General features: G+C 38.0%; 15 protein-coding genes. 4 read left to right on the forward strand and 11 right to left on the reverse strand.

Annotated features, from left to right (window positions below):
- The first annotated feature begins 195 nt into the window (after positions 1 to 195).
- Positions 196 to 990, forward strand: a complete 795-nt coding sequence (locus tag G7074_RS16765) for a hypothetical protein (protein WP_124560800.1) — start codon at positions 196 to 198, stop codon at positions 988 to 990.
- Between the two features lie 83 nt (positions 991 to 1,073).
- Here G7074_RS16765 and G7074_RS16770 read toward each other — a convergent pair whose 3' ends face one another.
- The 6 genes from G7074_RS16770 to G7074_RS16795 all read right to left on the reverse strand — a co-directional run bounded on the left by G7074_RS16770 (position 1,074) and on the right by G7074_RS16795 (position 6,930).
- Complete coding sequence (locus G7074_RS16770; protein ID WP_124560799.1) at positions 1,074 to 1,703, reverse strand: alpha-ketoglutarate-dependent dioxygenase AlkB; 630 nt, start codon at positions 1,701 to 1,703, stop codon at positions 1,074 to 1,076.
- Positions 1,704 to 1,709: 6 nt separating this feature from the next.
- Complete coding sequence (locus G7074_RS16775) at positions 1,710 to 2,558, reverse strand: methylated-DNA--[protein]-cysteine S-methyltransferase (RefSeq protein WP_124560798.1); 849 nt, start codon at positions 2,556 to 2,558, stop codon at positions 1,710 to 1,712.
- Between the two features lie 133 nt (positions 2,559 to 2,691).
- Positions 2,692 to 3,300 (reverse strand): MepB family protein, encoded by a 609-nt coding sequence (locus G7074_RS16780; protein ID WP_205944085.1) that lies wholly within the window; start codon positions 3,298 to 3,300, stop codon positions 2,692 to 2,694.
- Entirely contained in the window at positions 3,236 to 3,574 is a 339-nt protein-coding gene (locus tag G7074_RS16785; RefSeq protein ID WP_124560797.1) for a n-acetylglutamate synthase, read from the reverse strand. Before G7074_RS16785 ends, G7074_RS16780 begins: the two co-directional genes overlap by 65 nt.
- 353 nt (positions 3,575 to 3,927) lie before the next feature.
- On the reverse strand, positions 3,928 to 5,979 hold the full coding sequence (locus G7074_RS16790; protein ID WP_166210056.1) for a TonB-dependent receptor: 2,052 nt from the start codon (positions 5,977 to 5,979) through the stop codon (positions 3,928 to 3,930).
- Positions 5,980 to 6,357: 378 nt separating this feature from the next.
- The gene (locus G7074_RS16795) at positions 6,358 to 6,930 is read right to left on the reverse strand and encodes a hypothetical protein (protein WP_124560795.1); all 573 of its coding nucleotides are present in this window, start codon (positions 6,928 to 6,930) and stop codon (positions 6,358 to 6,360) included.
- Positions 6,931 to 7,342: 412 nt separating this feature from the next.
- On the opposite strand from G7074_RS16795, the gene G7074_RS16800 reads away from it, so the two are divergent.
- Both G7074_RS16800 and G7074_RS16805 read left to right on the forward strand, forming a co-directional pair.
- On the forward strand, positions 7,343 to 9,562 hold the full coding sequence (locus G7074_RS16800; protein ID WP_166210059.1) for an NADP-dependent isocitrate dehydrogenase: 2,220 nt from the start codon (positions 7,343 to 7,345) through the stop codon (positions 9,560 to 9,562).
- Positions 9,563 to 9,739: 177 nt separating this feature from the next.
- Positions 9,740 to 10,141, forward strand: a complete 402-nt coding sequence (locus G7074_RS16805) for a hypothetical protein (protein WP_124560793.1) — start codon at positions 9,740 to 9,742, stop codon at positions 10,139 to 10,141.
- Between the two features lie 103 nt (positions 10,142 to 10,244).
- On the opposite strand, the gene G7074_RS16810 is transcribed toward G7074_RS16805, so the two are convergent.
- The 4 genes from G7074_RS16810 to G7074_RS16825 form a co-directional block, all read right to left on the reverse strand.
- Positions 10,245 to 10,769: a hypothetical protein gene (locus G7074_RS16810; RefSeq protein ID WP_166210061.1), complete on the reverse strand. Its 525-nt coding sequence runs from the start codon at positions 10,767 to 10,769 to the stop codon at positions 10,245 to 10,247.
- A 1-nt stretch (position 10,770) separates the two neighbouring features.
- On the reverse strand, positions 10,771 to 12,600 hold the full coding sequence (locus tag G7074_RS16815; RefSeq protein ID WP_124560791.1) for a DNA polymerase III subunit gamma/tau: 1,830 nt from the start codon (positions 12,598 to 12,600) through the stop codon (positions 10,771 to 10,773).
- A 113-nt stretch (positions 12,601 to 12,713) separates the two neighbouring features.
- Positions 12,714 to 13,472, reverse strand: a complete 759-nt coding sequence (locus G7074_RS16820; RefSeq protein ID WP_166210064.1) for a DUF1570 domain-containing protein — start codon at positions 13,470 to 13,472, stop codon at positions 12,714 to 12,716.
- A gap of 35 nt (positions 13,473 to 13,507) precedes the next feature.
- Positions 13,508 to 14,371, reverse strand: a complete 864-nt coding sequence (locus tag G7074_RS16825; protein WP_233603912.1) for an AraC family transcriptional regulator — start codon at positions 14,369 to 14,371, stop codon at positions 13,508 to 13,510.
- A 181-nt stretch (positions 14,372 to 14,552) separates the two neighbouring features.
- Between G7074_RS16825 and G7074_RS16830 the strand changes: the two genes are divergently transcribed.
- A complete protein-coding gene (locus G7074_RS16830) occupies positions 14,553 to 15,146 on the forward strand; it encodes a hypothetical protein (RefSeq protein WP_166210067.1) in 594 nt (197 codons plus the stop codon).
- A gap of 53 nt (positions 15,147 to 15,199) precedes the next feature.
- On the opposite strand, the gene G7074_RS16835 is transcribed toward G7074_RS16830, so the two are convergent.
- On the reverse strand, positions 15,200 to 15,796 hold the full coding sequence (locus G7074_RS16835) for a hypothetical protein (protein WP_166210070.1): 597 nt from the start codon (positions 15,794 to 15,796) through the stop codon (positions 15,200 to 15,202).
- Between the last annotated feature and the right edge of the window lie 136 nt (positions 15,797 to 15,932).

Genomic DNA, 15,932 nt, shown 5'->3' on the forward strand with positions numbered 1-15,932 from the left:
AATGATTCTTCAGTTCAAAAATAAGGAATAAACCCGGAAATTAGGAGGCCTGATCTACCCGAATTGCAGGCCAGGCATTCTCTCTGATATGAATAGTTAATTTTTAGTTAAAGTGGTAATTTTCTGGTGACTTTGATAAATAAAACGCCTGAAAGATTTTAAATTCGCGAAAAACAAATTAAATAGCAATATCCTATGAAAATTACGCTTTATGCACTCTTACTTTCCGTTGTTCTGTTTGGCTGTGGGGTAGGAAATTCCGAAAAAACCTACAAAGCAAGACCAGTTGCTGCCAACGATGATTTTAATGTTTTTCCTAAATCGAAGAAAAACGTACTTACTATTGTAAAAACAGATTCGGGCGCCTTGGCCTATGCGGATCGCTTTGCCATTAATTATAAAGATACCACCATTACCATTGATGATGCACCTAATGCGGCTTCAAAGAAATTTTTGAGTGCCTCATTTATCAATACCCAAAAAACTGCCGTGTTGGTACAGGTTGCAAACGAAAGCGGTAAAAAAGCACCTTTTTATATCATTTACTTAAATGATGGCAATACAGAAGTAGTGAGTTTAAATAAACCATCTAAAGGTGCTGAAGATAAAAAATATACCAATGGTCTTGAAGAACTTACGCGTACCAGTTTGCTTATCAACAACGATTACTTTATTAACACGGTTAATTCGAAAGTTTACCCGGTTAAAAGGCAAAACGATGCGGAACGCATTCAAGGTAAATTTTTCATGTATTCAAGTGATAAAACCACACTAGTTTTTTTAACAAAAGATGCTTTATATCAGGCGAATGTAGCTAATGGCGAAACTTTTACACTGCCTTTACCAGCCTCACTTATCGGAGAACCGGAAACATTGGTGGGCAATATTCAAAGAGACTACACTTGGGTACCTAGTGCGAATGGAACACCTTTTTTAAAGAAAAATGCCGATGATAACCGTATTGTAGATATTAAAGAGTTTAAGCATTAAACTTAGATACGATAATCTTATTAAAAGGCAGCTATATTTTTGTAGCTGCCTTTTGCATTTTACGGTATTGATTGTTGGCTTGCTTAAGAATTAGAAGAAAGGGCAGAAAGATCCATTGTCCTAAAAGTTAAGTTTACCCTTGGCCGGGTTATTTTCTTGGTTGGTGGGAGCCGGTGTAGCCAATTCGTTTGTGTCTCATCCTTCATCACCAGCAAACTGCCATGCTCTAAAAACAGGGTAACTGTTTCTTTGCTTTGTTTGTGTTTAAAAAGGAAGCGCCTTTCTGCACCAAAACTTAAAGAGGCAATGGCCGAATCTTTAGCCAGGGCTTTTTCATCATCACTATGGTAGGCCATGCCCTCCTCGCCGTTGTGATACAGGTTAAGCAGGCAAGAATTATAGCTATGACCTGTTTGCGTTTCGGCCAATGTTTTTAACTCCAGCAACTCCGGCGTCCAGGGGAGGGCCAGTTTAGAACGATTAGAATAGGTATAAGAATAAGCTTCGTTGCCATACCAGGCTACTTTTCTTTTGGTAATGATGTGCTTGCCCATAATAAAGGCTTCGTCGTTTTTCCATTCGATGGTGTTCATCAGTACGTCGAAATAATGATCAGCCTCTTGCCGGCTAAATAATTTACCATAATAGTTTACGGTTCCCCCGTAAGGAAGCAGGTTTTGGTCAATGTTGAGTTCGGTGCTGAATAAATCCATAATTGATTATTTAAACTGTACATCCATCTTTGCTGCTTCCCAGCCAATCATGGCGGTTTTTCTGTTCAGTCCCCAGTGGTAGCCACCCAAAGCGCCACTCGATTGAATTACGCGATGGCAGGGGATAAGGAAAGCTACCGGATTATCGCCAATGGCTGTGCCTACCGCCCGCGATGCATTTGGGTTTTGCAGTTGCTTGGCGAGCTTACCATAAGTGGCCAGCTTTCCCATTGGGATTTTTAGCAACGCTTCCCAAACTTTTAACTGAAATTCGGTTCCTTTTAAATGTAGTTTAACCTGATTCAACTTGCTCCAGTCGTGGTTGAAAATATATAAGGCATTCTGCTGCTGCATATCAAATATCTGCTGGTAGCTTGCGGCAGGAAACTTACCTTGTAAATTAACCAGGGCCGCCGATTGATCATCGTAAAAAGCCATATGGCAGATTCCTTTAGGCGTGGCGGCTACAATAATATTCCCAAAAGGACTTTCAGCAAAGCTGTAATTGATCTGAAGGTTCTCTCCACCATTTTTATATTCGCCGGGTGTCATGCCTTCAATGTTCACAAACAGATCGTGTAAACGGCTGGTTCCTGATAAACCTGTTGCCAAAGCGGTATCAAATAAACTCTGGTTTTCTTTTAGCATTTCTTTAGCGTGGCCAATGCTAATGTATTGTAAAAAACGTTTTGGGGTAGTGCCTGCCCACTCGCTAAATAAACGCTGAAAATGAAAAGGACTTAAATTTACATTTTCAGCAATTTCTTCTAAGCTGGGCTGATTTTTATAATTGTCCTTAATATAACCTATGGCTTCTGCTATCCTATTGTAATTGATTTCTTCTTGTGCTTTCATGGTTTTGAATAATTATATCCAAAAGTACCTGGTAAAGAAAGGGCAAACTACCCGAAACTTGCTAAGTTTAATTTAATGATAATTGCAAAGATGGCGCTTTCTTTTAATTATTCTATTGGTTACCGTAACCAGTTTACGGGTTTAAAAGTTTTTTGGTGAGTGAAACAGCCAATGGAGATTGATTTGAAATAAGTAAAAAATATTTGTTCTGCCATTGTTGTGTTTTAATGGCTTGCTTACTGGTCGGCATATCCCAGGGCGGATAAAGGCGGATTCCTCTTTTACCTGTTACTTTATTATGTGTTATTATCTTCTGTTGTATTAATATTGCTTTTGGGAAAATAAACTGCCCGCTCAAGTCTTCGTTTTCTACTGAAATAATCAACAAATCGAAATCATCTGAAGCATTAAATGGAGCGGTAATGCTTTTTTCATCCCGTTTCCAGATACTCACAAACTGCCCGGTTTTTGTAGGGGTAATTTTAGCTTCGCGGTACTTAACCTTTAACTGGTTTAACCCGAAAGTTGCAGCGCAATATACTTTGCTCTCTGCTTCCTGGCGGTAGTTACTGATTTGGTAACCTAGGGGACTGTATGCCCTTTTTATTGCGGCTAACAGTGCTGGAGGAAGGATGGTTAAATTCCCTTTACACGCATAATTAATGCACATCGATTTTTTATTGTTCTTCAATAATTGATTCCCCGTTTGAACAATCACCTGAGGTCCATTGCCATGTTTCATGCAGCCTGATTTTGCCATTTGGCAGGTACTCAGGTTTAGAATTGCAGATTCCGGTCATTAATGTACCGGCATCATTTACCTGATGATAACGCATATCAATATTTCCATTTTCATCAACTAGGCCAATTAAATGGCCGTATTTAATTTTCCCGCCAAAATATTCGGCGCTAAGCAAATGGCCGTTCTGTTTATATTTAAAAACAGTTTGATCTGATGTTTCTCCGTTCTCAGTATTGCTAACCGCCCTGAAAATTCTGTCGTTGTAGTTTATCATAAAGCCATAAAACTAGCAATCTCTTGAGCAATAAAAAAAAATATTTATATCATCAGGCCAGCCAAATTTTTTCTCCTCTTTTTACACAAAAAAATAAAAACTTTATTTGTAATCTTTAAACGCATATTTTCCGTGTATAAACGTTTATAATCGACTATAAATATTTAGATTCCGACTGAAGTCTCCTCCTGTATGCAATTTTGTGTTGTCGGTTGCCGCGGTGGCAGCTGTTCGTTAAAAGATTAGAAACTTAAATTTTACTGAACTGGCTATTAAAGACACGGGTGCAAAAAAAGCATTTTAATGATGGCGTTCGCTATAGCATCATGTAGGTAATACATAATGCTATTTTATTACAGTTTTACAGATAAACCCGTATAAAAATTAATGCCAGCTGCCGGGTTAAAATATCTGCCGTTCGCAGCATTTAAGTCGTTGCCTAAACTGTAATTTACATTGAGGAGGTTATTTACTCCGCCGAACAATTCTAAATGAGTTTTAGCTATCCTTAAGTTTCTGATACCTGCTTTGGCTTCTACCAGATGATACCGTTTGGCAAATACCGTATTGGCATCGTTTAATGGGATGCTGGAGGTGTAATTATGTTGCACAAAGAGGTAAAAATCTTTTGGAAAGTTAAATTCGAGACTATTTACCACAGTGTGTGCTGGTACCCCTGTGAGTTTATTGCCGCTGTAAACCGAAGTGCCGTTGATAAAATTTTCAAACCTGAAATGGCTGTAGGTGTAATTGCTTCTCAACTGTAAACCGGTCAGGAAAGAATGCTGGTTTTTAACGATCCAGATGGTTGTTTCGAGCTCAAGCCCCTGTTGTTTAGTGCCGCCTGCGTTAATAAAATATTCTGCATCATTCTGATTTAGCCTTCTAACAATTGCATCTTGTAAACGATAGCCGAAAATATTACTATTAATATAAATACGGTTGTTTTTTGTTTTGTAACGGAGGCCAAGCTCATAGTTCCAGCCTCGTTCGGCCTGCAAGTCGTTATTGATATTATTGTCTGAGGAACGTACTTCAGCAATAGTAGGCGGAGAATAGCCTCTGCTGACAGAAGCCCTGGCCGAGAGGTTTTGGCTGATCAGATAAGATAATGCCACTTTAGGCATAAACTGTGGGGCAAATTTCCGACTTTTAGTAGCGATGGTTAAAGGGAAATAACTTTCATAGTTGTAATTGAAGAAATTTAAACTGGAAGCAAGCTCAACTAATAATTTATTGTTGAAATCGAAATTTAAGCGGAGGTAAGCAAAGTCCTGATTCGCTTTTAGGCGATCGGAAGCTAGCATGGCTGCTGGTTCCCCGGCATTATTGTTGAAGTTTTTAATTTGGCTTTTTGTTCCAGAACTTTCTACACCTATTTGTACACCAAATTTGAAGCCTTCCTTTTCTGCATCATAAGCTAAAAATGTCCTCAGCCCAAGGGTGCTTTCATAACGTTGCTCGTAGTTGGTAATAAAAGGATTTTTAAAATCAGTATAGGTGGTGAATAATGCAATTACGTGTTTTAAATGCGAATTAATTTGATAGGAATTAGAAAGTCCTCCAAAAGCAGTTTTGTTATAAATAGCTGCTTGCTGTGTAATAGCGCCGGGTAGAGTAGGGGTTGCCGGCCTGGCCAGTTTAGGGTCCTGTTCCAATTGCGCGGAAGTTAAGCCTCCCGGTGTTTTGTAATTAAGATCGCTGTAAAAAATAAATGCTTTTAAACTACCAAAAGGGTTATAATTCCACTGTTGTTGCATTTGAATATACTTGCGGTTTAATGCACTATTCTGACGAAAACCTGTGCTTTTTTGATATCCTTCGCTAATACTAAAACTGTAATTTTTAAACTGTCGTTTAATTGAAGCTGTTTGGTGAAAAAGGCCGTAAGATCCTGCTTGTACAACGGCATAGATTTCGTTACTATTAATGTTTGGAGGGGTAATCAGTATAGCGCCTCCCGTACTTGCACCAAATATGCTGGCCTCCGGACCTTTGTAAATTTCCAGATTACCTACTGCAACTACATCGAGTGCATTTAAATAAGTATTGCCGCCTGCATCGGTTAATGGAAAATCGTCTACATAAATTTTGATATTGCGAATCCCAAATGGTGAGCGAAGTAAACTTCCTCGGAGCGACAGGCGGTAACTACCAGGCGAGCGTTCTTCCATGCGTACACCAGTAACCGTGTTTAAGGTGCTTACCAGCGAATTGCCAGACTGGTTTTTAATCTGGTTGCTATCAACAAGGCTTACGGCTGATACAGATCGTAGTAAAGGTTGGTGGTTGTAATATCCTTTAACAGTTATTTCTTCTAACTTTTTGGTTGAATCGGGTTTTAGGGTTTGCGCAAGGCTGGTAAAAGAAATTAAACTTAGCAATAAGATAAGGTTCGGTTTCAATGAAATTGGTGCTTGAAGGTTTAGCCATACATTGGCCAATAAATTTACAGGTTATTCTATCAAAATATAAGTTTATCAGGTATTTTGTGACTGGAACAAGTTTAAAGTGATCAATAAACAATAAAGGAAAGTACCATTAGGCACTTTCCCTGAGAGCGTATATATTTATTTAGATATGGTTTATGTGGATGGCTAACTAATCTGATTACTGAATTGATCTGATTGAAAGATCGTTAGCTGGTATTTTGAATTTTACAATAGTGATCTAAGAGGTTATGTAAATGATTAGTTAAACTAAATTAGAGCATTGTAACCAAATATTTAGTTAATGAAATGTTAAAATGTTTTCTGTAGCTTAAATTGTTGAAATATAACAGATTACTTAACCAGGTTTTCGAGTAATTTTTTTTCAATCTCTTTGTTGTTGAGCAATAAGGCTGAAAACTGAGGATCGGATTTTACCAGAAGGAATTTTCCGGTAGGGAGGATAATGGCCGAAGTGCCGCAGGTAGTTACCTCATTAAAAAACATCTTTTTTAGAAATCCTGAATCAGTTTCTATTTCCAACCCTTTTGATTTTACCTGACTGAAGTTTTTGCCAACCTGGCGATATTGGTATATGGCAACTTTTGGACGGGCCTGTGCTTTTTCGATAATATTTTTCTGAAATGTCCATCTCACATTGTTCAAAAAATCGGCATTCTGATAATTTAAATCTCTCCAGCAATCATCGTTATTAAAATCGTACTTAATGATAATGGTATCTTTTAGGACAACGCGCTGGTTTTCTTTGAGATAAAGATGTAACGAATCTACCTGGGTATCGGTTAACGATCCGGCTTCGTAACGTTTGCTTTCATCTACATACAATTTAGGCGAGCAGCTGTAAATAAACAGCGAAAGTAGGAGCAAAGCGAAAAACAATGCACTAAATTTTTGATTTTTTTTCATTTGTGTGTGTTAATCTAAAATTCTATAGCCTATTGCTACCAATTGAGTATGAGATTCCGGATAGATTAAATTTATAACTAAAACATTAAGTGCTTGCTATCGCCATAAAATTTTTACACTAACCTTTTTATGTTTTTTCGTCGCTTTTTTCATTTTCGATTAGGTAGCCTTTAACTTAAAATAAGATTAGTACCCTTAATTAACTATATTGATCTTTTGACGCGGAATCTTTTTTTTATTTAAAAAGAGCAAATACTAACACAATTATATGCTTTTTTGAGGTCATAAATAACAATACGGTGTTCCTTAATTCAGCTGATTATTTTATCTTTAGGCGATTTTAAAAAGATTGGTTTACAAATCTGTCAAACCAGTCGGATATTTAACCTTAATAAGCAAAATCAATATAAACATGTCAAATACATCAAAAATTATCTACACCAAAACCGATGAGGCGCCAATGTTGGCAACCTACTCACTTTTACCTATTGTACAAGCTTTTACCGCATCAGCAGGTATTGATGTAGAAACCAGAGATATTTCTTTAGCAGGAAGAATTTTGGCGAACTTTCCTGAGTATTTAAAAGACGACCAAAAAATTGGTGATGCTTTAGCAGAGCTTGGTGCATTGGCAACCACTCCGGAAGCAAATATTATTAAATTACCAAATATTTCTGCCTCTATCCCACAATTAGTAGGTGCTATTACTGAGTTACAGGCACAAGGTTTTGCCTTGCCAAACTATCCTGATAATGCACAGAGCGAAGAAGAAAAAGCAATTAAAGCTAAATATGCAAAAGTTTTAGGTTCGGCCGTTAACCCGGTTTTACGCGAAGGCAACTCTGATCGTAGAGCACCTAAGGCAGTTAAAAACTATGCAAAGCAAAACCCTCATTCGATGGGTAAATGGTCGGCCGATTCTAAAACAAGAGTAGCCAGCATGACTGAAGGTGATTTTTACGGCTCAGAAAAATCGGTAACAATCGAAGCTGCCAGCCAGTTTAAAATTGAATTTGTAGGCGCTGATGGGGCGGTTACCGAATTAAAAGGTTTATCGCCATTAAAAGCTGGTGAGGTGATTGATAGCTCTGCTTTGAGTTTATCAGCCTTGAAAGCTTTTGTAGCCAAAGAAATTGCCGAAGCTAAAGCTGCTGGTGTGTTATTATCGGCTCACTTAAAGGCAACCATGATGAAGGTTTCTGACCCGATTATTTTTGGCGCCATTGTTGAAGTTTACTTTGCCGATGTTTTTGCTAAATATGCTGATTTATTTAAAGAACTTAACGTTGATACTCGCAACGGTTTAGGCGATGTATATGCCAAAATTGCTGGTAATGCTAAACAGGCTGAAGTAGAAGCTGCATTGGCGCAAGCGATTGAAAATGGTCCGGCTTTAGCCATGGTAAACTCTGATAAAGGCATTACCAACCTACACGTACCGAGTGATGTAATTGTGGATGCTTCGATGCCAGCCATGATCCGTACTTCGGGCCAGATGTGGAATAAAGAAGGCAAATCGCAAGATACTATTGCTTTAATTCCAGATCGTTGTTATGCAGGTGTTTATACTGCAACAATTGATGACTGTAAAGCGCATGGTGCTTTTGATGTAACTACTATGGGGTCGGTACCTAATGTTGGTTTAATGGCACAAAAAGCAGAAGAATACGGATCTCACGATAAAACTTTCCAGGCTACTGCAAGCGGAATAATCCGTGTAACTGATGCCGATGGTAAAGTATTTTTCGATCAGCAGGTAGAAAAAGGCGATATCTTCCGCATGTGCCAGACTAAAGATGCCCCAATTCAAGACTGGGTTAAATTAGCGGTTACGCGGGCCCGTTTATCTGAAACACCAGCTGTTTTCTGGTTAGATGAAAAAAGAGCACACGACAGGGAGATTATTGCTAAAGTAAATACCTATTTAAAAAACTACGATACCACTGGTTTGGATATCCGCATTTTAGCGCCGGTTGAAGCTACTAAATTTACTTTAGAGCGTATCCGCAAAGGTGAAGACACCATTTCGGTTACTGGTAACGTATTGCGCGATTATTTAACTGATCTTTTCCCGATTTTAGAACTGGGTACTTCGGCCAAAATGCTTTCTATCGTTCCGTTAATGAATGGTGGTGGTTTATTCGAAACCGGTGCCGGTGGTTCTGCTCCTAAACACATTGAGCAGTTTATTGAAGAAGGTTACCTGCGCTGGGATTCGTTGGGTGAATTTTTAGCGCTTCAGGCTTCTTTAGAGCACTTATCGCAAACGCAAAATAATACGAAAGCACAAATCTTAGCTGATGCTTTGGATGAAGCAAATGCTAAATTCCTGGCAACTGATAAATCACCTGGTAGAAAACTGGGTACCATTGATAACCGTGGTTCGCATTTCTATTTAGCTTTATATTGGGCTGAAGCTTTGGCTGCGCAAACTAAAGATGCTGATTTGCAAGCCAGATTTGCACCATTGGCAAAAGCCTTAACTGAAAACGAAGCTAAAATCAACGAAGAGTTGATCGGCTCGCAAGGCAAACCACAAAACATTGGCGGTTACTATAACCCGAATGATGAACTGGCCAGCAAAGCCATGCGTCCTAGCGAAACATTAAATGCTGCTTTAGCATCGTTATAGGCATTATTAACATTTAGAAGAAGCGCCCCGATATTATTATTGGGGCGCTTTTGTTTTAAAGCTGCAGTAATAAAGTATCTCAGCTTTACCCAAATAATTTTAAGATTGTGCTTGCATTAACAAACCTTATTCCTATCATTTTGTTATATTCATATTAAATTATAGGAGACCCATCACATGGCAAATAATAAACCTTCACGCGATAAACTGCATAGTACTACCGAGCATGGTGGAATTAACAGGGAGAACTTATCATATAACGAAAGCAAGCAGAGTTACGAGCTTGATGTAAAAGGTACAGATGAAGATTACGATCACCCGATGGGTTATGAAACAGTAGCGGCCGGTGCCCGTGATGATGATTCTACCTACGATGAGGCCAATCCTTATGTAGGTGATGAATATGCACGCGATGAAGAAATTGCCAACGATGATCTGGAAGAACTGGGTATGCACGTAGATGAAGGACAAAGCGTAAAGCTAAGCCCTGAAGATAAAATTCTTGCCCGTACACCAGAAGATAGCCGCGATGATTTGGATGAGGAAGGTTATCCGGTTAACGATATGCCTCAAAAATAGTCAATAGCACACCATCGTGAGTATGGTGATTTGACGAAACAATCATATAAATGGAAAAGCAGGGTTACTTCAGTGTAGTCCTGCTTTTTGTTTGAATACAAACCTATTGAATGAATTGTTCGATATGTTGTTTCCAGATGTTCCTATTGTTGACTACAAATTTTTCAATTGCACCGTCTTTTAACGTAAGCTGCAACCCATTTTTAACTATTCCCAGCGGACTAAAAAATGAAACTTCATTTATATTATCGATTTGAATAGAAAGGGTATGGTTCTGGATATTTAAACTATGGGATTTAAATACTAAACGATCGTTTAGCAAGTACAACTTTCCTCCTACAGCCTCCCGTTTTATAAAATGATTTGAAGCACCTGCGTAAACGATATCAGTTTCGTTAACTCCCTCTAATTTTGTCTGATCATTTACTTTTTTCGATTTTGAAAAAAAGTAAAGCATTAATCCCATGAACAATCCGAATATTAGTCCACTAATGGGGCCCATTATTAATGCGGCATGTAAGTCGTAAAGGAAGGTTGATGCAATGCCAAAAAAGAAGCAAAAAAACAGACCAGCCAATAAGCCTATCTTTATAAAAGCTTTGGTGTCAGGTTTTTTTTCGTAATTCATGTTAAGGGTTAATATCTAAATTAAACCTCCTGCGCAACTCATCTAGTTTTGGATTTTTATTGACCAGGTAATCGTATTTTTCGCGGTTACCGTACAGCCTGTTTTCCAGTTTGCGTTCTACTTGTTTGTAAGTAACCAAAATCCCGAAATTTCTAAGCTCGTTTCTTAAATAATTTAAAAGTTCAACAGATTCCTGCTGGATCAGGTGCTCCTGGGTTTTACTTTCTACTGAGATTTCAATCAGCTCAGGCTTTAAAAGTACCGGAGCAAAATTATTCAGAATCGTAAACAGGTTAATTTTATCGGCGGCTTTAAGAATCTGTATGTAATTGTTCCATACTTCCAGCAAACGGTCGTAGCTAAACATTTCCCGTGCTTCGCCGGTTATGGCTTTTGGCTTACCATCATCGTCTGCATCTGCTATACGTTCAAAATCATTTAAAGAGGGAATTAAGGTACCGGCCGCGCTGGGCTTCGGAATATTAATGCTGATGGAAGTAGCCGTAGGCATGCTAGTTGCCCTTGGTGTTTCGCTGGGTTTATTTAAAGGTATGCTGGCTGGAACTTCAGCCTTAGGGATATTTACCGTTGCCGGAGCAGCACTTTCACTTACAGTTTTCGGCTGTATGCTTTCTGCTTGTGCCGCTTTTTCAGCTACGACATTAGTTTTTTTTTTATCCTGATCTTGGTCAGTTGCTGTGTTACTAGGGTTTAAGGGTTGTTGTGCTAAATTGACGACCGACCGGATATGGCACATTTTAATTAATGCCAGCTCTACCTGTAAACGTTGGTTTTTAGAGTTTTTATAATTTAAATCGCAGGTATTGGCCAGATTTAAAGCTGTTAACAGAAACGACAATTCTGTTTGCCTGCACTGATCTAAGTATTTTTGTTTGATGTTTTCGCTAACCTCTAAAAGTTTAATGGTAGCATTATCTTTACCCACCAGCAAATTACGGAAATGGCTGGCTAAACCGTTGATAAAATTATTGCCATCGAAACCATTGTTCAATATTTCATCAAACAAAAGCAGTGTTTGGCTAACTTCGGCAGCGGTTAAAAAAGAGGTAAGTTTAAAAAAGTAATCGTAATCTAAAATGTTAAGGTTGTCGATTACCGCTTTATAAGTGATGTTCTTATTGGCATAACTGGCAATCTGATCGAACATCGAAAGGGCATCACGTAAACCACCATCAGCTTTTTGTGCAATAATATGTAAACCATCACTTTCAAAAGCAATGTTTTCGCGATTTGCAATGGTTGATAAGTGATTGGCAATATCTTCTACCTGGATCCTATTGAAATCGAAAATCTGACAACGTGATAAAATAGTTGGCAGGATTTTGTGTTTCTCGGTAGTAGCCAGAATAAAAATAGCATACGAAGGCGGTTCCTCCAAAGTTTTCAGAAAGGCATTAAATGCACTTTGCGATAACATGTGAACCTCATCAATGATATAGATCTTATATTTTCCGGCTTGTGGCGGTATGCGCACCTGCTCAATTAAACTACGGATATCATCAACCGAGTTGTTTGATGCCGCATCGAGCTCATGCACATTAAAAGAATGTCCGTTCTGGAAAGAAAGGCAGTTGTCGCAAGTACCACAGGCTTCCATTTCCGCTGTAGGGTTAGTACAGTTAATGGTTTTGGCGAGAATACGTGCACAAGTGGTTTTACCCACACCACGCGGACCGCAAAATAAAAATGCCTGTGCCAGTTGGTTGTTTTTGATGGCGTTTTTTAAAGTACCCGTAATGTGCTGCTGGCCAACTACGGTTTCGAACGTGGCTGGGCGGTATTTACGGGCAGAAACGATAAAATTTTCCATCGGCACGAAAATAGGAATTTTTTATGAGTTGAAATGTGGGCTAACTGGAATGTGGAAAAGTTATAAAACGTAAGATTGGAATAAGATAAAAGCTGAATGACCAAATTAAACTGTTATTGGTGATAATTGTAAAATAGTTTATAGCTTTCTTCGAACGACTCAAAACTGCCAAAAACCTGCGCTATGGCTTTTTCTGTGTCGTAGCCCTGGTTGGTAAGCCTGATGATTTTTTTTAAAATCTCGGTTCTTTTACCTTTAACGAAAAAATAAATAATACTATAAGCAGTGTTGTAATTATCGCGAACCTCGTGCCCATAAAATGAACCGCCATAAATATTGAAAAACTTTTTTAACCGCTCGCTGTCTTTTAAATCTATACCTGCTTTTATGCTTTTAATACGCATGCTCTGTGGGTAAGCATATAAATTGCCTTCGCTGTCAAAATCGAGTGTTTCGAAAAATTCGGCAAGTCCTTCGTTTAACCATCTGGGCGATTTTTTAAAATTAAACTGAAAAATACTGTGGCTGGCTTCGTGCAGGGCAACCGATATAAAATCACGGTTCTTGTAAACAAAGGCCTCATTAATGGCATCGATATAAAAGCCATCGCTGCTGGCAGGTACATTGTATTTTTTCTGTTCTAAGCGGTAATCTTTACTCTTTCCATAGAGGTTTATTTTTACCGGCGCAGTAGTGTTCTGGTGGGTTTCGAAAATTTCATTGCAGAACATGCGCTCGTAGGCAATCAGCTTCTCTATTTTCTTTTGCTCGGTATCGCTTATTTTGCAGTTTACCTGGTTAATCTCTATATATTGGGCAAAGGAGGCGAGACTGATCAAATTAACCAATAAAAATAGAAAACGTTTTTTCATGTTGCAATATACCTTCTTTAAACAGCGTTTTTGATTTATTTCATAATCGCTTTCAGTTCGTGCCTGTATTCAGATGCACTTTTACCCGTAAATTCTTTAAACAACTTATTAAAGTGACTAAAATTGTTAAAACCACTTTCGTAGGCAATATTGGCTATGCTTACCGGTTTTTCTGCCAATAACTTGGAAGCGTGCACCACGCGGTACTCGTTTACAAAATGGGTAAAAGTTTTTTTTGTAATTTTTTTAAAATACCGGCAAAATGACGGGACAGTCATGCTCGACATTTCTGCAATATCGTGCAAACTGATGGGTTCCTGAAAATGGTCTTTCACAAAGTTGAAGATCATGTTAATGCGGTCGTTATCCTGTACCTGCATTTCCATCGAAAAGCCCCGGGCATTTAAAATTTTATAGTCCTTTGCGTTTTCGAGCACTTTTAATACATATAATAAGGATAGCAAGCGTTCAAAAGGAGGCTGGTCATCCATCATTTCTATTTTATCGCCCACAAGGGCTTTGGTTTCATTACCAAATGCAATACCACCCTTTGCTTTATCAAATAATTCCTGAATACCTTTAGTTTCCTGAAGGCCTAAAAAACCGGAGCCCAAAAACTCGGGCTTCATCTGGATTACGGTTTCGTTTTTATTGCCTGTATTGGTATCGGTGAAACCGCAATGAGGCAAATTACTGCCAATTAAAATCAAATCACCTTCGGTGTAGTAAGAAACATGACTGCCGATTTGCCTTTTGCCCGTACCACCGTTTACAAAAACCATTTCAATTTCGGGATGATAGTGCCACAAATGGGCCATGTTGTTTTCATTAGCGATGTATTTCGAGTAATAAAAAGAACTCCCGAAAGAAGGTTCGACAACTTCAAAACTTGGTTTCATGCTGATCAATTTTATTTACTAAAATACATCAAAAATATGCTGAATTATGTGTTTTACGAAAATATGACTGAATTGGGGGTAATATAGCATAGATATAGGCCAATATGCAATCGTCTAAACATTAATGCTATATCTACCTTAGTACCATCATATAGTAATTAACTCTTTAAAATATTTGGTTATGAAAAAGTTCTTAAAAATCGGTTTAATAGCAGCGTTATTTTTTACTGCTACGGGTGTACACGCTAACGATGATGATTTTACTTTAAAAGTAAAAGGTGAAAAGGAAAAGTTTATCCGTTTTTCTGCAGACAAAGCAGAAGATCTAAATTTATCATTGGTAGGTGCCGATGATGAAGTATTGTTCGAAGAAAGCATTCATGCTTCTGCAACAACAAGTAAAGTATATGATTTAAATGCACTTCCTGATGGGAAATATGTGCTAAAAGTAGAATCGGAATCTAAACTTGCAAAATATAATGTAGTAATTGAAAATGGTGAGGCAATTGTTTCTGAGCCAAAAATTGCAAATGTATTTAAACCGGTTTATACTAAAACAGACGATGTAGTTACGCTTAGCTTAAACAACCTGGATAAAAGCCCAATCGAAGTAAAAGTTTACAACGAATACAACGACGAGGTTTATGCAGAATCATTTAAAGATAAAGCTCAGTTAACTAAAAAGTTCAATATCAGCAAAACAGATTCAAGATCGTTAACTTTCGTAGTAAAGTTTAAAGATGAGAGTTTTGTTAAAACGATCGAAACTTACTAAAAACTAACAGCTAATTGATTAGGGAGATTGTCGGATAGATAATCTCCTTTTTTTTAGCCCAGCCTTTTCCAGGACCCTTTGTCATCAAGAATTTTTAAGTAACTCTTATAGGGCTCCTTGGCGTGATAAAGTTGATACAGCTGATCGGTTAGAGCTGTGAGAAAGTTGAAGAAAATGGAGAAGTCTTCTTGCAAGTTGTAAAGCCCACCCCACTCATTCAATATTAAACTTAATATTCTTTCATCCCTGGTGGTGATCGAAAATTCAAGATTAGGTGAATCAGCATCCGTTTTTTTGTAATAGTCGTGCTGTAGTCCACCCAATTGTCCTATTTCCCTCACAGGTACCTGAATGGAATGTATTTCAGAAAATAGGACGGTTCCAAAACTAGCACTATTAAAGCCTTCTTTGCTTAGAGAAATAGTTTCTGTCGACTGTCTTTCGGAGGCTGCTTTAAACAATTTGTAAATGGCTATTAATGTTAATGGTAAGTAAATTAGCAATAGCCAAGCTGGGAAAATCGGGTGCGAATTTGGTAATAAAACAAGGGTGGTACCAGTTAGTGTAACAGTGAGCAAGGCAGCAAAAAACCAAAGCAGTATAGCTGGAGTTTTTTTGCTGTTGTTAAAACGGAAACGATAGCTTTTCATAAAATAAAATTCGACATAATTTTTTGATTCCTTTATCAGAATTAACGTATGACAGTTTTATTTAGCCTGCATCTTTAGATTTAATAGCATTTGATGGAGGTCTGAAAGGTGTCTTATTACTCATCTTCAATAGTTT

This window comes from Pedobacter sp. HDW13 (genome assembly GCF_011303555.1).
Taxonomy (GTDB): domain Bacteria; phylum Bacteroidota; class Bacteroidia; order Sphingobacteriales; family Sphingobacteriaceae; genus Pedobacter.